Below are 18,104 nucleotides of genomic sequence, written 5' to 3'. Positions count from 1 at the left end.
CGGGCACCGGCCTGCCCGCACGTCCCGCCACCGAGAGGGTCCTGCCATGACCGCCCCGAGCCCCGCCGGGACCCCGGAGCCGATGATCCGGTTCCGCGGCGTCACCAAGACCTATTCCGGCTCCGCCGCCCCCGCCGTCGAGAACCTCACCCTGGACGTGCCCCGCGGCAGCATCACCGTCTTCGTCGGTCCGTCGGGCTGCGGCAAGACCACCTCGCTGCGCATGATCAACCGGATGGTCGAGCCCAGCAGCGGGACCATCACGGTGGACGGGCAGGACGTCACCGCCGTCCCGGCGGCCACCCTGCGCCGTTCCATGGGGTACGTCATGCAGTCCTCCGGCCTGCTGCCGCACCGCACGGTCCTGGACAACATCGGCACCGTGCCCCGCCTCAACGGCGCCTCCCGCTCCGCCGCCCGGCAGCGGGCCGCGGAGCTGCTGGCCACCGTGGGGCTCGACGCCGACCTGGGCCGGCGTTACCCCGCCCAGCTCTCCGGCGGCCAGCAGCAGCGGGTGGGCGTCGCACGGGCGCTCGCAGCCGATCCGCCGGTGCTGCTCATGGACGAACCGTTCAGCGCCGTCGACCCGGTGGTCCGCGCCGAACTGCAGGAGGAGCTGCTGCGCCTGCAGCGCGAACTCGCCAAGACCATCGTGTTCGTCACCCACGACATCGACGAGGCCACGCTGCTGGGCGACCGCGTGGCGGTCTTCGCCGAGGGCGGCCGGCTGGCCCAGTACGCCCCGCCGGAGGAACTGCTGCGGGCCCCGCGCGATGAGTTCGTGGCCGCGTTCGTGGGCCGGGACCGCGGGTTCCGGCACCTGTCCTTCCAGGACGGCGACGCCGTCCGGCTGCACGAGGTCCAGACCCTCGACCCGGCCCAGCTCGCCGACCCGCGGGTCGCGGTGCACGACGGCTGGGCCCTGGCGGTCGACGCCGACCGCCGTCCGCTGGGCTGGGTACCTGCGGCGGCCCGCGGGCAGGTCACCGCGCCGGAGCAGCTGGTGCCCGGCGGATCCATCTACCCGGTGGGGGAGAGCCTGCGCCGGGCCCTCGACGCGGCCCTGTCCTCGCCGTCGGGCCTCGGCGTGGCGGTGGACCCGGCGGGCGCCGTCGTCGGCTGTGTCCGGCCCGCCGAGGTGCTGGAGCTGATCGAGCGGGCGCGGATGCGCCGCGGCCGGGCCCGGCACGGGACGGCGGTCTGACATGCAGTGGGCGCTGGAGAACTCCGACATGCTGCTGCGCCTGACCGGCCTGCACCTGTTCCAAGCCGTGGTGCCGCTGGTCCTGGGCGTGCTGATCGCGGTGCCCCTGGCCTGGCTCGCGCGCAGCCGCCGCAGCGTGGGCGGGGCGCTCATGGCCGGCTCGGCGATCATGTACACCGTGCCCTCGCTGGCGCTGTTCGTGCTGCTGCCGGTGCTGCTGGGCACGAAGATCCTGGACATCACCAACGTGATCGTCGCCCTGACCCTGTACGCGGTGGCGCTGCTGGTCCGCTCCACCGTCGACGCGCTGAACTCCGTAGACAACGACGTCCGGCAGGCGGCCACCGCCATGGGATACCGGCCGCTGCGCCGCTTCCTCGCCGTGGATCTGCCGCTGTCGCTGCCGGTGCTGATCGCCGGCCTGCGGGTGATCTCGGTCAGCAACATGTCGCTGGTCAGCGTCGGTTCGCTGCTGGGCATTGAAAGCCTGGGCCGGCTGTTCATGGACGGACTGTTCCGCAGCTTCCCGACCGAGATCGCCGTGGGCATCGTGCTGATCCTGGCCCTGGCCCTGCTGCTGGACCTGCTGCTGGTCGGCCTGCAGCGGCTGCTCACCCCGTGGACGCGACTGGGCCGGGCCGGCACCGCGACCCTGGCGGCCCGGGTCCGGGCGGGAGCGGCCTGATGGACTACTCAAGCAGCAACGTCCTCGTGCAGATGACCGAGTGGCTCACCGCAGCCGAGAACTGGACGGGCGACCGGGGCATCCCCGCCCGGATCGCCGAACACCTGGGCTACTCCGCGCTCGCCGTGCTGCTGGCCGCCGTCGTCGCCGTGCCGCTGGGACTGTACGTGGGGCACACCGGCCGCGGGCGGGTACTGATCATTTCCGGGGCCGGGCTGCTGCGCGCCCTGCCCACGCTCGGCCTGGTGTTCCTGTTCGTGCTGCTGTGGGGCCTGGGCCTCATGCCGCCCGTCTGGGCGCTGGTGCTGCTGGCCATCCCGCCGCTGCTGACCGGTGTCTACGCCGGAATCTCCTCGGTGGACCCCCAACTGGTGGATGCCGCCCGGGCCATGGGCATGACGGAGCTGCAGATCCTCTTCCGGGTCGAACTGCCCAACGGGCTGCGCGTCATCATGGGCGGAGTGCGGGCGGCGGCCCTGCAGGTCACCGCCACGGTGGCGGTGGTGGCCTTCATCAGCCTCGGCGGCCTGGGCGTCTTCCTGGTCGAAGGAACCCAGCTGCGCGACAACGGCCGCCTCTTCGGCGGCGCCCTGCTGATCGCGGCGACCGCCGTCGCCGTCGACGCCGTGCTGGCCCTGGGCCAGCGCCTGACCCTGTCACCCGGCCTGCGGACCCCACGCCGGACCCCGACCCCGTCCGCTACCCCCGCGGCCGGCTTCCAAGGAGGAAACCCATGAACAACCCCTTCCACCGGCGCAGCAGCCGCACACGGCTTCGTGCCGGCCTCGGTGCCACGGGCGTGCTCACCGCCGCCGCGCTGGTCCTGTCCGGCTGCGGCGCCAACGACGACCCCCAGGCCGAGGAGAGCACCACCTCCGCACCCGCGTCCGGCGAGCTGGTGGTCGGTTCCGCGGACTTCCCGGAAAGCCAGGTCATCGCGGAGATCTACGCCGGGGCCCTGAACAGCGCCGGGCTCACCGCGAGCACCCGGCCCAACATCGGCTCCCGGGAGATCTACTACCGGGCACTCGAGGACGGCTCGGTGCAGATCCTGCCCGAATACAGCGGCAACCTGCTGCTCTTCGCGGATCCGGAAGCCACGGCTGAATCCGCCGGTGAGATCATGGACGCCCTGCCCGAGGCGCTGGAGCAGGAGTCCCCGGAGGCGAACATCGCCGTCCTGGAACCGGCCGAGGCCGAGAGCAAGGACGCCATGGTCGTCACCCAGGCGACGGCCGAGAAGTACGGGCTGGAGAGCATCGAGGACATGGCCGAGGTCTGCGACCAGCTCACCATCGGTGCCCCCACCACCTTCCAGGAACGTGCCTACGGGCTGCCCGGGCTGCTGGAGAAGTACGGGTGCGAGCCCGCAGGGTTCGAAGCCATCAACGACGGCGGCGGCGAGGCGACGCTGCAGGCGCTGCTGACCGACCGGATCCAGGTGGCGGACATCTACACCACCACCCCGTCGATCGAGGAGAACGGCCTGGTGGTCCTTGAGGACCCGGAGAACAACTTCATCGCCCAGCAGGTGCTTCCGCTGGTGAACCTCGACGCGGTGAACGACCAGGCCCGCGAGGTGCTCAACAACGTGTCCTCCATGCTCACCACCGAGGACCTGATCGAGCTGAACCAGGCCGTCAGCGGGGACCGCAAGGAAGATCCGAAGACCGCCGCCGAGCGCTGGCTGAAGGAAAAGGGCCTGATGGAGTAGGGGACACCCTTTCACCGCATCCGGGCTGCCCGGCCGAACGCAGCCCGGCCGCCCGGCCCGGCGGACGCCGTAACCGCGTCCGCCGGGCTGGGGCTTTCGGAAAGCGCTGTGGCATCCTAAGGAAATGGCAGAATTCAAGCAGTCCCAGAAGCTCCACAACGTGCTGTACGACATCCGTGGACCGCTGCTGGACGCAGCCCAGCAGATGGAGGCTGCCGGCCACCGCATCCTGAAGCTGAACATCGGCAACCCCGCGCCGTTCGGCTTCGAAGCGCCCGAGGCGATCCTCGTGGACATGATGCGCCACCTGCCCAAGGCCCAGGGCTACAGCGATTCCCGCGGCATCTTCTCCGCCCGCACCGCCGTCGTGCAGTACTACCAAAGCCGCGGCATCCAGAACATCGACGTCGACGACGTCTACCTCGGCAACGGCGTCAGCGAACTGATCACCATGTCCATGCAGGCGCTGCTGGACAACGGGGACGAGATCCTCGTCCCCGCCCCGGACTATCCGCTGTGGACCGCGTCCGTGTCCCTGGCCGGCGGCACCGCCGTGCACTACCTCTGCGACGAGGACAACCACTGGTGGCCGGACCTTGAGGACATGGCCTCGAAGATCACCGACCGCACCAAGGGCATCGTCCTGATCAACCCGAACAACCCCACCGGTGCGGTGTACCCGGAGAGCGTGCTGCGCCGGATCGTGGACCTGGCCCGCGAACGGGACCTGATCATCTTCGCCGACGAGATCTACGAAAAGATCCTCTACGACGAGGCGGTGCACGTGAACGCCGCCGCCATCACCGGCGACGATGTGCTCTGCCTGACCTTCAGCGGCCTGTCCAAGGCCTACCGGATCGCCGGCTACCGCAGCGGCTGGATGGCGATTTCCGGGCCCAAGCGGCAGGCAGCGAACTACATCGAGGGCATCAACCTGCTGGCCAACATGCGCCTGTGCGCCAACGTGCCGGCGCAGCACGCCATCCAGACCGCGCTCGGCGGCTACCAGAGCATCAACGACCTGATCCTGCCCGGGGGCCGGCTGAGGGCGCAGCGGGACATGGCGCACAAGCTGCTCAACGACATTCCGGGCGTCAGCTGCGAGCTGGCCCAGGGCGCGCTTTACCTGTTCCCGAAGCTGGATCCCGAGGTCTATCCGATCAAGGACGACGAGCAGTTCGCGCTCGAGCTGCTCCGCCAGCAGAAGATCCTCGTCTCGGTGGGCACCGCGTTCAACTGGATCCGTCCGGACCACTTCCGCATGGTGACCCTGCCGAGCGTGGAGGACATCGAAGAGGCGATCGGCCGCCTGGCCGAGTTCCTCTCCACCTACAAGCCCTGACGGCAGGCTCTCTTCACGCACACGGCGGCGGTACCCTTCGGGGTGCCGCCGCCGTGTGCATGCAGGCCGGGGGAAGGCTACTCGGCGGTGCGCTCACGGGCGGCGTCGAGCCGGCGGCGGGCACCCTCCAGCCAGGACTCGCAGCGGTTGGCGAGCTGCTCACCGCGCTCCCAGAGGGCCAGGGACTCTTCGAGGCTGGCACCGCCGGTCTCCAGGCGGGTGACCACGGTGACGAGCTCGTCGCGGGCCTGCTCGTAGCTCATCGCTTCGATGTCGGCGGGCAGGGCGGGGGTTTCATTCATGGCGGGTTCCTGTCGTGACGGGTGGGAAATCAGTTGCCGCGGGCGACGGCGCCGAACTCGCCCTCGGCCACGCGGATGCGCAGCTCGGCCTCGCCGGGCACGGCGTCCGCCTGCCGGACGACGCTGCCGTCGGCAAGCTGGACGACGGCGTAGCCGCGGTCGAGGGTTTTCTGCGGTGAGAGGGCCCGGACCTGGGCCCGCAGATGGTTGATCCGGTCGGCGTCGCGCCGGATCTCCGCAGTCATGGCAGTGGTGGCCCGTCCGCGCAGCCGCTCAATGTCGTCGGCGCGGGCCTGGATGGTGACGTGCGGGGAGGCCAGCACCGGGCGGGAGCGGATGTGCTGCAGCCGTTCGCGCTCGCGTCCGACCAGGACGTCGAGGATGCGCCGCATCTGCGCCCGGGCGTGGCCGATCCGCTGCAGCTCCTCGCCGACGTCGGGCACCACGCGCTTGGCGGCGTCGGTGGGGGTGGAGGCCCGCAGGTCCGCCACGTAGTCCAGCAGCGGGCGGTCCGCCTCGTGTCCGATGGCGCTGACCACCGGGGTGGAGGCCGCTGACACGGCGCGGATAAGGTCTTCGTTGCTGAACGGCAGCAGGTCCTCCAGCGAGCCGCCGCCGCGGGCGATGACAATGACGTCGACCTCGGCCATCGCGTCCAGCTCGGCCAGGGCCCGGCTCACCTCGGCGACGGCGCTGACGCCCTGCACGGCCACCTCGCGGACCTCGAAGGCCACGGCCGGCCAGCGCAGCGCGGCGTTGCGTATCACGTCCTTCATCGCATCGGAGTTGCGGCCGGTGATCAGCCCGATCCGGCCCGGCAGCAGCGGCAGCGGCAGCTTCCGGGAATCGTCGAACAGGCCCTCGGCCGCCAGGGCCTGGCGCAGCCGTTCGATCCGGGCGAGCAGGTCGCCCAGGCCCACGGGGCGGATATCGCGGGTCTGCATGGACAGCCGGCCGGTCTTCATCCAGAAGTCCGGCTTGATGCAGGCCACCACGCGGGCGCCGCGCTCCAAGGGCAGTTCCAGCCGGTTCATCACCGTGCTCCACACGGTCAGCGACAGCGATACCTCGGCGTCGACGTCGCGCAGCGTGATGTAGCTGGCGTTGGCCCGCCGGTTCAGCTCAATGACCTGCCCCTCCACCCAGGCCGCGGGGGCCCGGTCCAGGTAGGACTTGAGGTTCCGGGAGAGCAGGGCCAGCGGCCAGGGGTTGTCCGGCGACGTTTCCGCCGCCGTCGCGGGAAGGGTGGTCCGCTGCGGTGCTGCCGCGGCGTCGACACCGATCTCCTCGTCGTACATGCGTCTGCTCCTCAGTTCCGGCCTGCAGTTCCGGCCTGGTTCTCCCGCTCCGGTCCGATGCGCCGGAGTCGGGGCCCGTTGCGCCGGTGTTCGGGCCCGGCGGCCCCGGGTGGGCCTCGTTAATGTCTACCAGCTGCCACCCCCGCCGGCGGCATCTTCCGCGCCCGTTGTGGAGGGGCGCACACAGGCCGGCGCCCGCGTGCGGCAGACTGGGAAACCAGGTGCCGCCGAACCCGGCGGAGGAGCGACACAGATGGGAGTGTGAATGCGCGCGCTGCTTTCGGGGCTGCTGGTGCTGGCCTCGCTGGTGCTGGGAACCGCGGCGTTCTCCGCCGCATGGCTGGAGCGGAACGTGGTGGCGGCCGAGGGGTTCGCCGAGCTGGGCGAGCCGCTCGGCCGTGACCCCGGCTTCCAGGCCGAACTCCGCCAGGCGCTGGCTCAGCAGGCAGCGGACTCCGCGAACGTGCCGGGACCGCTGGCCGGGCTGGTGGCTCCGGCCGTGGAGCGGGTGCTGCAGGGACTGCAGGAAGCGCCCGGCTACGGTGAGGCCTGGACCGGATCCCTGGCAGCCTCGCATCAGCGGACCTTCTCCGCCGACGACGCCGGCCCTGCCCCGGCGGTGCTGGACCTGTCCCCGCTCGCCCGGCTGGCGACGGAGCGGATCGGCGAGGACCTCGGCGTCCCGCTGCCGGAGCCCGGAGACGTGGTGGTCGACGTCGGCCCCGCCACGGACTGGCCGGCCCGCATCGCGGCGCTCGCCGGCGCCTGGCCCGCGCTCGCCGTCGGCGCCGGCCTGGCCGCGCTGCTGGCCCTGGCGGTGGCCCGACGCCGCGCGGCTGCGCTGGCCTGGCTGGGGGCCGGCGTCGTGGTGGTTGGAGCGGTGCTCTGGTTTGCGGCCGGCGCGGTCCCGTCGCTGGCGGCCGATCAGGCCGGGGCCAGCCCGGTGGCGTCCGCCTTCGCCGCGGGGCTTGCCGAGCAGGCCGCGGCGTCGGTGCACGGCTGGCTGATTCCTGCCCTGCTCGGCGGCGGCATCCTGCTGGTGCTCGGGCTGCTGGGCATGGCGCTGGCCCCGCGGCGCCGCTGAGCGCGGAAGCCGGTGCGCTCTGAGCGGAAGAACACATCCCCGTTCGACCCGCCCCCGTGCCCAGCCGATAGCATAGGGACCATGACCAGCACAGCAGTCTCCGTGCCCATGCCCACCGTCCCGAGGCGCCGACGCAGCCCCGAGGATGTGGCTGCGGCTGCCCCCGTGGCCGGCCCGCGCCGGGTCCTGCTGGCAGCACCGCGCGGTTACTGCGCGGGCGTGGACCGTGCCGTGATTGCCGTGGAGAAGGCGCTGGAGGCCTACGGCCCGCCGGTGTACGTGCGCAAGCAGATCGTGCACAACCTCCACGTGGTGCAGACCCTGGAGGAGAAGGGCGCGATCTTCGTCGAGGAGACCGAGGAGGTGCCCGAGGGCGCCCTGGTCGTTTTCTCCGCGCACGGGGTTTCGCCCGCCGTCGTGCAGTCCGCCGAGGACCGCGGGCTGCGCACCATCGACGCGACCTGCCCGCTGGTGACCAAGGTGCACCGCGAGGCCGTGCGCTTTGCCCGCGACGACTTCGACATCCTGCTGATCGGCCACGAGGGCCACGAGGAGGTCGAGGGTACCTACGGCGAGGCCCCCGAGCACATGCAGATCGTCAACGGGCCCGAAGACGTGGACAAGGTCACCGTGCGGGATCCGGAGAAGGTCATCTGGCTCTCGCAGACCACCCTGTCCGTGGACGAGACCATGCTTACGGTCAACAAGCTGCGCGAGCGCTTCCCGTCGCTGCAGGATCCGCCCAGCGATGACATCTGCTATGCGACCTCCAACCGGCAGACCGCGGTGAAGAAGATCGCCCCGCAGGCGGACCTGGTCATCGTTGTCGGCTCCTCCAACTCCTCCAACTCGGTGCGCCTGGTCGAGGTTGCCTTGGAATACGGCGCGAAGGCGGCGTACCGGGTGGACTTCGCCAACCAAGTGGACGAGTCCTGGTTCGAGGGCGTGGCCACCGTGGGCGTCACCTCCGGTGCGTCCGTGCCGGAGAACCTGGTCCAGGACGTGATGCGCCTGCTCGCCGAGTACGGCTACGGCGACGTCGAGGAAGTGGTCACCGCGCAGGAGGACATCATGTTCTCGCTGCCCAAGGAACTGCGCGCCACGCTGAAGGCGATGGGGGACAACTCCCGCGGCCTCGGCGGCCGGCGCAGCAATGTCAGCTAAGCCCTGAACCAAGCGCCCGACGGCGGCTCCTCCGGCATCCGGCCGGGCGGGCCGCCGTCGTGCTTTTAGGCTGTGGCGGCACCGCCGGTATCATTGGCTAACGTGGCTCTTACTATCGGCATCGTCGGCCTGCCCAACGTCGGCAAATCAACCCTGTTCAACGCGCTGACCCGGAACAACGTGCTCGCGGCGAACTATCCGTTCGCGACGATCGAGCCGAATGTCGGCGTCGTGTCGCTGCCGGATCCGCGGCTGGCCAAGCTGGCGGAGATCTTCGGCTCCGCCCGCATCCTGCCGGCCACCGTGTCCTTCGTGGACATCGCCGGCATCGTGAAGGGCGCCTCCGAGGGGGAGGGGCTGGGCAACCAGTTCCTGGCCAACATCCGCGAGGCCGAGGCGATCGCCCAGGTCATCCGCGTCTTCGATGATCCCGACGTCGTCCATGTGGACGGCAAGGTCGATCCGCGCTCCGACATGGAGACCATCAACACCGAGCTGATCCTCGCCGACCTGCAGACGCTGGAGAAGGCCATTCCGCGCGTCGAGAAGGAAGTGAAGATCAAGAAGCGCGACGCCGCGCAGCTGGCCGCCATGCAGGCCGCGCAGGCCGTGCTGGAGCGCGGTGACACGATCTTCGCCTCGCTGGAGAAGGACAAGCTGGACATGGACCAGCTGCGCGAGCTGAGCCTGCTCACCGCCAAGCCGTTCATCTACGTGTTCAACGTCGATGACGCTGTGCTGGGCAACCCGGACCGCCAGGCCGAGCTGCGCGAACTGGTCGCTCCCGCCGACTGCATCTTCCTGGACGCCAAGCTCGAAGCCGACCTCGTGGAGCTGGACGAGGAAGAAGCGCGCGAGATGCTGGAGATGAACGGGCAGACCGAATCCGGCCTGGACCAGCTGGCCCGGGTCGGCTTCCACACCCTGGGCCTGCAGACCTACCTCACCGCCGGCCCCAAGGAAACACGCGCCTGGACCATCCGCCAGGGCGCAACCGCCCCGGAGGCTGCCGGCGTCATCCACTCCGACTTCCAGCGCGGCTTCATCAAGGCCGAGGTCGTCTCCTTCGACGACCTGGTCGATGCCGGCTCCATGGCGGAGGCCAAGTCCCGCGGCAAGGTACGGATCGAAGGCAAGGACTACGTGATGGCTGACGGCGACGTGGTGGAGTTTAGGTTTAACGTCTAGTTCAATCCCTTGATGCAGTTGGAAATGCCGCCCTACGTGAAAACGTATTAGGGCGGCATTTCTTGTAGGTGGAGCGAGGGGTTTATTGTCCAGCCCTCGTAGATTTCGTTCGTTGCCGCCCTTGGGTCTTGAAAAAATGGGCGACACAGGCGTCGGTTTGGTGCGTGAGAGCGTCGATAAGAGTCCTGCAGCGATTTCCCGCTAGGGACTTGTCTGTTTGCCTAAATAGACAGAGTTAGTTGTGGCCTATATTTACTCGGTCAGTAGGCACGAAACAGGTCACGGTGGAAGCAAGGTCATTGACAAGGGTCGAATAGTGAATTGCTGCCGCTTGGTATTTATCACAAATCGAGCGAGGCGAACGGCGGCGCTTACGACGAGGGCGCGGCTGTCGATAAGTCTGCGTAGGCGACACTGCCGACACAGCCCTCTAAACGCGGTCTGGGGCGGTGAGGCATTGACCATTATTCTTACGAAAGGCAGCACAATCACAAAAATGGACCAGCGCCAACGGCAGGGTCGGCAACGCGATCCGCGCTGCTGTTCTACGGCCGGTGCTGGAGGGAATCCTCAACGCAGGCTGAAACGACAAGGCGAGACGGCCCCAGCGACATCATCGTGAGCCGCCTTATAAAATCACCGCGGTATGGCGTCCATCGGCTCGTAGCGGACGGTGGGTTCGAGGAAGACAAAGGAGCTCCACAATGGCAGACCCGTTTAGGGTTGCGGACTATTTTTCGCAGGTTATCAAGCGCGGCCAGTTGGAAGCGGTGACCTTCAAGGACTCTTCCATATACGTGGCGGTGACTCGAGAGCAGCTCGCCGCAGGTTCCTTGAGCGTTGAGGATACCGCGACACTGTTCTCCCACCACAAGGAGGAGGTACACGGCCTCCGCCCTGCGCCGAAAGGTACACCCAGCGCCGAGCAAACCGCTGCGACAGAGCCGCTCCAGGACGCGCCAATCTCTGTGGTGGTATCACTGGTTTCGCAGTCGGCCGAGAACGGGACAGCACAAAACGGCCTCCTGCTGTTAGAGGGAAAGTTGTTCCGAGATGGCCGGCTGGAGCCGGAACTCAAAACGGCGTCTTCTCCGTGGATACCGGCGGAACGCCTGGAATCCCCTTCGATTACCGGGGAAAAGCTAACAATTGGATCCCTGAGTGACTATTGGAAGTATGCACGTTCGGTGCTCGGAGCCGGCATCTCCCAGACAGTGTCCTTTGCTGATGCGATGAAGCTGGCGACACGGTTGTTTGAGGACGTCGCGGGGGACACCGTTGAGCAATTCGCAGCGAAGCATGGTCCGGGCGAAGGTGCGATCCAGTACGAGCTGGGCTATGTCCAGAACGCCGACCGGATTAATGCCGCGGGTTGGCTTCTGAAGGTCTACGACTTCCTCAGCAGGCAAAAGAAGATGCCTGCGCCGGTGGAGCGGCTGTCCAAGGGGTGGGGGAGCGGGAAGCTTCACGAGACAGAAATACATGCGGGTGAGGGGCTTTACGCGGCCGCACTGAACTCATGCGGGTCGATGAGCGACGGATTTCCACTGACGGATTCGCAGCGCCGTGCGGTGCATGCGTTCCTCGACGGGGCCGGCAGCGAGGTCACTGCCGTCAGCGGCCCGCCCGGCACTGGCAAGACGACGATGCTGCAGGCAGTCGTGGCTAACCTCATGACACGCCGGGCGCTGGAACAGGGGGCGCCGCCTGTCATCGTGGGTACGTCCACCAACAATCAGGCCGTCACCAACATCATCTCCTCGTTCGATTCCGTCACGAAGGCCGAGCCCGGTCCGCTGGACTTCCGTTGGTTGCCGCAGGAGGAGAACGGCCACGCCCGTGCCGGAAAATCGCTGCAGTCACTGGCGGTCTACTGCCCCCCGCAGAAGAAACTAACCGACGCGAAAAAGAAGTTCCTGGTCGAGCAAAAGGATAAGAGCCAGACGTACTCCGTTTACAGCAGCGACGCCTACATTGCGGAGGCGAAAGATTGCTTCGCGATGAGCTTCCATGCCTATTTCGGCGAAATCACTGACATCCCCGAGTTGCCGCAGCTGATTCATAATGCGCTGATAAAGCTGGACGAGTATCGCATCAACCTGATCGAGACCATGTCGTCCCAGGGGCAGTCAGACGATTACGTCTCCCTGTGCAACGAGGTGGAGACATCTCCTCTTCTCCGAGCGATCAGCCACGTGACGGAGTTGAAGTACTGCACCAGCCTGGAACAGCTCGATCAAAAGCTCGACGTGACCCTGCGGTATGCGGAGTTCTGGTTGGCTGTGCACTATTTCGAGGCGCAATGGCTCCTCGCCGACTTCATCAAACAAGACGACCGGCGGCAGACTAACCGGGGCGTCATGGAGCGCTACTGGCGGCAAGCTGCGGCCCTCACGCCTTGCTTCGTGATGACCATCTATCAGGTGCCAAAGTACTTCGAGCTCTATATGGGCCCAAGAGAGCCCAGCCATTTCGACGTCGGCCGCATTGACCTGCTCATCGTTGACGAGGCGGGCCAGGTGGATACCCCACTTGGCTTTCCGGTTTTCGCGCTGGCGAAACGTGCTCTTGTTGTAGGCGATGAGAAGCAGCTGGCACCGATATGGTCCATCGATGAACAGACGGACAGCGAAGTGGCGCAGGGTGCAGGCATTCCCCTGCGGGAGTGGTCAGAGGACCTGCGGGAACATGGTCTGACGTGCTCGGCAAAGTCAAGCCTGATGCGCGCGGCGAGCCACGCCTCGAGTTGGAACTATGGCACGGGGTCTCCGGGGCTGTTCCTCGCGGAGCATTTCCGGTGCCATCCGGACATCATCGGATTCTGCAACACTCTGCTGTACGACGGGATGCTGCAGGCTAAACGTCCTTCCAGCTCCTCGAAACTCGACGGTGAGTCCGTCGCTTTCCAGTGGACCGATGTGCCGGGATCACATGATTCCCGGCAGGGATCCAGCCGCAAGAACCAGAACGAAGCGGAGGCTATCGCTGCATGGATCGTGGAGAACTACGCGCACTACTTTGACATTTACTCGTCCACTGAGCCCGATGCGAACAAGCGGGTAAGTGAGGATGCCCTGATCGGCGTCGTGACTCCGTTTAGCGCCCAAGCCCGGCTGATCACAGAGGAACTCAGGAAAGCGGGGGAGGCAGCGGACGCCTCGGCCGATCTGCCGGACCAGCTGTGGAAGAAAGTCACAGTGGGTACCGCGCACCGCCTGCAAGGGGCGGAGCGCCCAATTGTCCTGTTCTCCGCTGTGTACGGGCAGGACAGCGACCAAGCAACGTTCGTCGACCAGTACCCTGAGCTGATGAACGTTGCCGTCTCCCGTGCGAAGGACCTCTTTATCGTTTTCGCTGCGGCGAACCGATGGGACAACGGAAAAGTGTTTGGCCTGATGTCCAGGTTTGCGCAACGGTCAACTGCGGTCCTCGCCCGTCGCGAAAACGCCGTTGTCGGTATGGGAGTCGGCGTCGAAGCAGGGCGGGCTGCTTCGCACCATGTCGCCATTGCTGCAGGGCCCGCACCCACCGCAGGGCTGACCATATCGGCGGAGCCCGGTGCCGCTGCGGCATCCTTGAGCGTCGTTCTCAAGGCGTGGCGCGACGCAGGCGAGCTGCGGGCAGAGGATGCCGGCTTGAAAACCCCAGCCCTCAACGCCCGGCTTAGTGAGGCAGGGGTCCTCGACGGGGAGCCAGGCGCATGGAAGCCCTCGAAACTGGCTCGGACGCTGGGCGTGGTGGTTGAACTGCGACGAAACGCCCGGGGTGAGCAGTATGAGTCCACCGAATACACGCCGCAGATGCAGGAGTTGTTGCTTTCGCTTTACCGTGACGGGAAACTCTGAGCGCGTCGACCGGCCAGGGGGCCCAACTTTTGTATCAGGAAAGCACTCCCACACATCGATCCGCGGCCGGAGGGTTGGAGCCTGAGGCCGCTTGGCAAAACCACATCCGACCGCATCGGACCTGAAAAGTCGGGCGGCGTCAGCCCGCCGGCGAGGAGAGTGGAAGGCGAAGGGAGCAGCCGTGATCGAGATCCTCAACCACCTCGTCGACGAGATCGAACAGTGTCTGGGCGAGGGTCCGGGCGACGGCGTCGACATCGATGCGCTCGCCGCAGCGGCCGGCACCACCGGCTACCACCTGCGTCGGATGTTCTCGTCCCTGGCCGGCATGCCAATCTCCGAGTACGTACGACGGCGGCGCATGACGCTTGCCGCGGCCGACGTCATCGGCGGCGGGGACCTGCTCACCATCGCCGTGCGCTACGGATACGGCTCGACCGAAGCCTTCGGGCGCGCATTCCGGGCCGTGCACGGCGTGAGCCACGGCGACGTCCGCCGGCTCGGCGGCCCCCTTCACAGCCAACCATTGCTCAGGTTCCGCCTGACCGTCGAAGGGAGCACACCCATGGATGCCCGCATCATCAACCGCCCCGCCTTCCGCCTGATCGGCCACGCCGCCCGCGTGCCCCTTATCCACGAGGGAATCAACCCGCACATCCAGCAGCTCATCGCCTCTCTGCCCGCCTCCGAGCACGACCGCCTCAAGCAGCTCAGCAACGCCGAGCCGTCGGGCCTGCTCCAGGTCAGCGCCGACGTCGACCCCGACTACGCTGAAGGCAGCGAACTGACGTACCTGCACGGCGTGGCGGTCGACGCCGACGCTCCGGTGCCGCCCGACCTGGACGTCATCGCCGTGGACGCGGGGGAGTGGGTGGTCTTCCGGACCGACGGCCCGCACCCAGCCGCACTGCAGGAGGCCTACGCGCGATCCGCCACGGAGTGGTTCCCGTCGAATCCGTTCCGGCTCCGCCCCGGGCCGTCGATCGTTTCGGTGCTCGACCATGCCCCGGACTTCACGACGGCGACCTGCGAGCTCTGGTTTCCGATCGATCGTGCCTGAGTGGAATCGCGGGAGCCTCCGCTAGCCGGCGCGGGTCCAGGCCAGGTACGCCTCCGCCAGCTGGGCCCGCACCTCCGGGGCCGCCTCACGGATGGGCGCCGCCTGAGGCCGGGTGATGGTGGCCAGGGCCACGATCACGTCCAGGCCGCGCAGGCCGCGCCGCACCGCCTTGCCGTCCTGAAGCACCGCCAGCAGCCCATCGAGGGCGTCCAGGGCCGGCTGCTGAATCCTGGCAAGCGGCGAGACTCCATCCGATCCGCCACCCCGGTCCACGTTCGAATCGGACCGCGCCTGCAGGCCGAGGCCGTCCGTCAGCGCCCCCAGCTCCAGGTCCAGCAGCCGGCCCAGCAGGGTTTCCCAGGCCGCCGCCGGATCCTCGACGGCCTCCGCCTGCGCCGCCGCGACGGCGTCGAGGATCTGTTGCACCATGTCGTCCACCACAGCCGCAACCAGGTCCTCACGGCTCGGGAAGTTGCGGTACAACGTCGCGATGCCGACACCGCTCGCGGCGGCAATCGCCTCCAGGGCAACGTCACCGCCGCGCTCGGCAAAAATGTGCCGGGCCTGGGTGATGATCGCCTCCCGGCGTCGCGCGGCGTCCGCCCTCATGCTGGCTCCCTTCGGTTCCCCCAAGTGTAACCGGAGAGTTTTCATCCGGTAGTATGTGGAGGAATTTCCTCCGCTAAACCTGAAAGCTCGCATGTCTGCTCCCAGCATCACCCCCGGTACCCCACCATCGACCCCGGCGCCCTCCGGCCCGGCCAGGCCCTCCCGAGGAAAGCCGGTGGTCATCTGGGCCGGCCTCACCGTCGGGTTGTCCGTGATCCTCCTTGCTCTGCTGATGTTGTTCATCTCGCCCTCCCTGCTTTCCGGCCCCCGGGACCTGCAGGTCGGGATCGTGGGCCCAACGGAGGCGACGGACAGGGCAGCCCAGCTGCTCGACGACCAGGCCCCCGGCGCGTTCGAGGCGAGCACGTACACGGACTCCGCAGAACTGCAGCAGGCCATCGAAGACCGTGACATCGTCGGCGGCTTCGACCTGTCCGGACCGGACCTGTCCGTCTATGTGGCCAGCGCCGGCTCCACCGCCATCTCCGGGGCCGTAAGCAACGCCGGTGCCGTGCTTGCCGGCAGCAGCGGAGCCCAGGCCCAGGTCGTCGACGTCGTGCCGCTGCCGGCGGATGATCCCACCGGCGTCGGCATCGGCGGCCTCGCGTTCCCGCTTGTGTTCGGCGGCATCGTGCCGGCCGTCGCCTTCAGTTCCATGCTCGCCGGCCGGCGCGGCTGGATCCTCGCCGGACTGCTCGGGTTCTCCGCCGCCGGCGGGCTCGTCGTTGCGGCCGTCCTGAAGTTCGTCTTTGGCAGCATCGACGGCCCGGTCCTGCCGGTGGCGGCTGGCGTGGGGCTTGGCATCGCCGCGCTGGCCCTGCCGCTTGCCGGGCTCAAGGAAGTCTTCGGCACCAAGGGCTTCACCGTGGCCGCCATGTCCATGATGTTCGTCGGCAACCCGTTCGCCGGGATCGCCGCCGGCGCCCAGTGGCTGCCCGCAGGCGTGGCGGTCATTGGCCAGCTGCTCCCGCCGGGCGCGGCGGGCACGCTCGTCCGTGCCGTGGCCTACTTCGACGGCGCCGGCGGCCTCGCAGCCGGAATCACCCTCGGCGGATGGGCTCTCCTTGGCCTGCTGCTGTGGTTCATCGCGCCCCGACTCAAGGGCGCGGCACAGGAACCGGCACGGTAGCCCGGGCCGCCGGGACGGCTAGCTGCTGACGCCGACGGCCTGGCCGACCGTCGCGTCGTCGGCCAGCGCCTGCAGCATGAACGCGGCAAGGTCGCGGCGCGGAATGGAACCGCCCAGCTTCCCGCCGTCGCCCACCACATGGGCCCGCCAGGAGCCGGTCGGCTCCTTGTCGTTGAGGCCGGTGGGCCGGACGATGGTCCAGTCCAGGCCGGAGCCGGTCACCGCGGCCTCCTGCTCGTTGTGGTCGGCCAGCGGCTTCGCCAGCACGGCCTTGGTGATGAACCCCAGCGGGCCGGGCAGCTGAGAGCCGGAATCTCCGGCGCCGAGGGAGGACTGCACCAGGAGCCGGCGGACTCCCTGCTCCTGCATCGCCGTGATCACCGCCCGCGTGACGGCGGCCCGCTGGTGGGCCACGCCCTTGGCGCCGCCCACGGTGACGACGACGGCGTCGGCTCCGGCGACGGCGCGCGACGCCGCGGCGGGGTCGGTTGCGTCACCGACGACTGCCTGAACGCCTTCCGGAGCGCGTCCGCTGCGGGACAGGACGGTGACTTCATGCCCGGCGGCCACCGCCAGCGAGGCCAGCTGCGCGCCGGTGCCCTGGGAGCCGCCGACAATGGTGATCTTCACGGAGCCTCGTTTTCTGGCAGGGGCCGGTTGCGCGTCCATTCTATCGACGGGCGGCCCGGGAGGGCGGGTTCCGCAGGGGGCCGAGGCCGGCCGGGGCCTAGCTGTCGTCCTGCCCGTTGTCCCGGACGTACCGGTCTCCGAAGCGCCGCGGAGAGAACTCGACCGTCCACCCTGGGCCGCGGCGCCCGGCCTCCATCAGCTTCATCTCCCGCTCGGCCACCAGTTCATCGAAGGTCCGCGATATCTGCGTCTCGAGCTCCTCCGCCTGGCGCAGCACGACGGCGCGCACGTCCTCGGGCAGCTCCGGCGCCGCCGCCCGTACCTCCCGGATCAGGGACCGTGCCGCCGCTGCGGCTTCCCGGTGCTGCAGATAGGCTTCCCACATCCCGTGCTCGGCCGCGTGGAAGGCCTCCCCGGCCTCCCGCAGCGCGGCCGCGCTGTCCACCCCGTCGCCGCTGCCGGCCCGAACGGCAGGTGAGCCGCCCGGGAGCCCTGGAGCCGCAGCGCGGCGCCGATCGTCCCGCCGAAAAAGTCCCATGCCAGACAGGATAGGAGGCCTGCCCCTGAACCCGGTCATCAAGACGCTCGCCTTTCGCCTTGCCGCCCACCTGCCCCGAGGGCGCAGGGCGCTGGTGGCCGTTGACGGCGTCGACGGCAGCGGCAAGACCACCTTCTCCGCAGCGCTGGCCCCGGCGCTCGCCGCTGCGGCGACAGGCACCGCAGGACGCCGTCGTCCTGGTGGAGGGGATGTTCCTGCACCGCGACGGCCTGCACGGCCGCTGGAACTTCTCGGTCTTCCTGGACGTGCCCTTCACCGAGACGGCGCGCCGGATGGCACTGCGCGACGGCA

General features: G+C 68.4%; 16 protein-coding genes. 11 read left to right on the top strand and 5 right to left on the bottom strand.

What is annotated here, in order from left to right; genetic code table 11:
• Positions 1-82 precede the first annotated feature (82 nt).
• The 5 genes from AC5RV6_RS01625 to AC5RV6_RS01605 all read left to right on the top strand — a co-directional run bounded on the left by AC5RV6_RS01625 (position 83) and on the right by AC5RV6_RS01605 (position 4,945).
• Positions 83-1,204 carry an ABC transporter ATP-binding protein gene (locus tag AC5RV6_RS01625; RefSeq protein ID WP_494006598.1) on the top strand — a complete coding sequence of 374 codons (1,122 nt, stop codon included), beginning with the start codon at positions 83-85 and terminating at the stop codon, positions 1,202-1,204.
• 1 nt (position 1,205) lies between these two features.
• Positions 1,206-1,889: an ABC transporter permease gene (locus AC5RV6_RS01620; RefSeq protein WP_494005543.1), complete on the top strand. Its 684-nt coding sequence runs from the start codon at positions 1,206-1,208 to the stop codon at positions 1,887-1,889.
• Positions 1,889-2,626, top strand: coding sequence for an ABC transporter permease (locus AC5RV6_RS01615; RefSeq protein WP_494005542.1), 738 nt, complete (start codon positions 1,889-1,891; stop codon positions 2,624-2,626). Before AC5RV6_RS01620 ends, AC5RV6_RS01615 begins: the two co-directional genes overlap by 1 nt.
• Positions 2,623-3,603: an ABC transporter substrate-binding protein gene (locus tag AC5RV6_RS01610; RefSeq protein WP_494005541.1), complete on the top strand. Its 981-nt coding sequence runs from the start codon at positions 2,623-2,625 to the stop codon at positions 3,601-3,603. The genes AC5RV6_RS01615 and AC5RV6_RS01610 overlap by 4 nt, the downstream gene beginning before the upstream one ends.
• A gap of 124 nt (positions 3,604-3,727) precedes the next feature.
• Positions 3,728-4,945, top strand: a complete 1,218-nt coding sequence (locus AC5RV6_RS01605) for a pyridoxal phosphate-dependent aminotransferase (protein WP_494005540.1) — start codon at positions 3,728-3,730, stop codon at positions 4,943-4,945.
• Positions 4,946-5,022: 77 nt separating this feature from the next.
• Here the strand turns inward: AC5RV6_RS01605 and AC5RV6_RS01600 are convergent, their stop codons facing one another.
• Positions 5,023-5,247, bottom strand: a complete 225-nt coding sequence (locus AC5RV6_RS01600; protein WP_494005539.1) for an exodeoxyribonuclease VII small subunit — start codon at positions 5,245-5,247, stop codon at positions 5,023-5,025.
• A gap of 29 nt (positions 5,248-5,276) precedes the next feature.
• A complete protein-coding gene (xseA, locus tag AC5RV6_RS01595) occupies positions 5,277-6,545 on the bottom strand; it encodes an exodeoxyribonuclease VII large subunit (RefSeq protein WP_494005538.1) in 1,269 nt (422 codons plus the stop codon).
• 265 nt (positions 6,546-6,810) lie between these two features.
• Here xseA and AC5RV6_RS01590 point away from each other — a divergent pair, with 265 nt between their 5' ends.
• The 5 genes from AC5RV6_RS01590 (at position 6,811) to AC5RV6_RS01570 (ending at position 14,886) form a co-directional block, all read left to right on the top strand.
• Positions 6,811-7,629 carry a hypothetical protein gene (locus AC5RV6_RS01590; RefSeq protein ID WP_494005537.1) on the top strand — a complete coding sequence of 273 codons (819 nt, stop codon included), beginning with the start codon at positions 6,811-6,813 and terminating at the stop codon, positions 7,627-7,629.
• Positions 7,630-7,710: 81 nt separating this feature from the next.
• Positions 7,711-8,793, top strand: coding sequence for a 4-hydroxy-3-methylbut-2-enyl diphosphate reductase (locus AC5RV6_RS01585; RefSeq protein WP_494005536.1), 1,083 nt, complete (start codon positions 7,711-7,713; stop codon positions 8,791-8,793).
• A 102-nt stretch (positions 8,794-8,895) separates the two neighbouring features.
• A complete protein-coding gene (gene ychF / locus AC5RV6_RS01580; RefSeq protein WP_494005535.1) occupies positions 8,896-9,981 on the top strand; it encodes a redox-regulated ATPase YchF in 1,086 nt (361 codons plus the stop codon).
• A 704-nt stretch (positions 9,982-10,685) separates the two neighbouring features.
• Positions 10,686-13,826, top strand: a complete 3,141-nt coding sequence (locus tag AC5RV6_RS01575) for a DEAD/DEAH box helicase (RefSeq protein WP_494005534.1) — start codon at positions 10,686-10,688, stop codon at positions 13,824-13,826.
• Between the two features lie 181 nt (positions 13,827-14,007).
• Positions 14,008-14,886 carry an AraC family transcriptional regulator gene (locus AC5RV6_RS01570; protein WP_494005533.1) on the top strand — a complete coding sequence of 293 codons (879 nt, stop codon included), beginning with the start codon at positions 14,008-14,010 and terminating at the stop codon, positions 14,884-14,886.
• A 21-nt stretch (positions 14,887-14,907) separates the two neighbouring features.
• On the opposite strand, the gene AC5RV6_RS01565 is transcribed toward AC5RV6_RS01570, so the two are convergent.
• Positions 14,908-15,495, bottom strand: a complete 588-nt coding sequence (locus AC5RV6_RS01565) for a helix-turn-helix domain-containing protein (RefSeq protein WP_494005532.1) — start codon at positions 15,493-15,495, stop codon at positions 14,908-14,910.
• A 175-nt stretch (positions 15,496-15,670) separates the two neighbouring features.
• On the opposite strand from AC5RV6_RS01565, the gene AC5RV6_RS01560 reads away from it, so the two are divergent.
• Entirely contained in the window at positions 15,671-16,624 is a 954-nt protein-coding gene (locus AC5RV6_RS01560; protein ID WP_494005531.1) for a hypothetical protein, read from the top strand.
• 18 nt (positions 16,625-16,642) lie between these two features.
• Here AC5RV6_RS01560 and AC5RV6_RS01555 read toward each other — a convergent pair whose 3' ends face one another.
• Both AC5RV6_RS01555 and AC5RV6_RS01550 read right to left on the bottom strand, forming a co-directional pair.
• Positions 16,643-17,254 (bottom strand): NAD(P)-dependent oxidoreductase, encoded by a 612-nt coding sequence (locus tag AC5RV6_RS01555; RefSeq protein WP_494005530.1) that lies wholly within the window; start codon positions 17,252-17,254, stop codon positions 16,643-16,645.
• Between the two features lie 97 nt (positions 17,255-17,351).
• The gene (locus AC5RV6_RS01550; RefSeq protein WP_494005529.1) at positions 17,352-17,792 is read right to left on the bottom strand and encodes a hypothetical protein; all 441 of its coding nucleotides are present in this window, start codon (positions 17,790-17,792) and stop codon (positions 17,352-17,354) included.
• Between the last annotated feature and the right edge of the window lie 312 nt (positions 17,793-18,104).

This window comes from Arthrobacter saudimassiliensis (genome assembly GCF_059090665.1).
The sequence above is the reverse complement of the archived record's forward strand: the minus strand, read 5'-3'. Positions and strand labels throughout refer to the sequence as shown.

Bases quoted from the DNA above. Each gene is read 5' to 3' on its own strand.
- AC5RV6_RS01610 (WP_494005541.1), top strand. From the start codon at position 2,623: ATGAACAACCCCTTCCACCGGCGCAGCAGCCGCACACGGCTTCGTGCC.
- AC5RV6_RS01585 (WP_494005536.1), top strand. From the start codon at position 7,711: ATGACCAGCACAGCAGTCTCCGTGCCCATGCCCACCGTCCCGAGGCGC.
- AC5RV6_RS01550 (WP_494005529.1), bottom strand. From the start codon at position 17,792: ATGGGACTTTTTCGGCGGGACGATCGGCGCCGCGCTGCGGCTCCAGGG.
- AC5RV6_RS01615 (WP_494005542.1), top strand. From the start codon at position 1,889: ATGGACTACTCAAGCAGCAACGTCCTCGTGCAGATGACCGAGTGGCTC.
- AC5RV6_RS01565 (WP_494005532.1), bottom strand. From the start codon at position 15,495: ATGAGGGCGGACGCCGCGCGACGCCGGGAGGCGATCATCACCCAGGCC.
- AC5RV6_RS01575 (WP_494005534.1), top strand. From the start codon at position 10,686: ATGGCAGACCCGTTTAGGGTTGCGGACTATTTTTCGCAGGTTATCAAG.
- xseA (WP_494005538.1), bottom strand. From the start codon at position 6,545: ATGTACGACGAGGAGATCGGTGTCGACGCCGCGGCAGCACCGCAGCGG.
- AC5RV6_RS01590 (WP_494005537.1), top strand. From the start codon at position 6,811: ATGCGCGCGCTGCTTTCGGGGCTGCTGGTGCTGGCCTCGCTGGTGCTG.
- AC5RV6_RS01605 (WP_494005540.1), top strand. From the start codon at position 3,728: ATGGCAGAATTCAAGCAGTCCCAGAAGCTCCACAACGTGCTGTACGAC.
- AC5RV6_RS01600 (WP_494005539.1), bottom strand. From the start codon at position 5,247: ATGAATGAAACCCCCGCCCTGCCCGCCGACATCGAAGCGATGAGCTAC.
- AC5RV6_RS01620 (WP_494005543.1), top strand. From the start codon at position 1,206: ATGCAGTGGGCGCTGGAGAACTCCGACATGCTGCTGCGCCTGACCGGC.
- AC5RV6_RS01625 (WP_494006598.1), top strand. From the start codon at position 83: ATGATCCGGTTCCGCGGCGTCACCAAGACCTATTCCGGCTCCGCCGCC.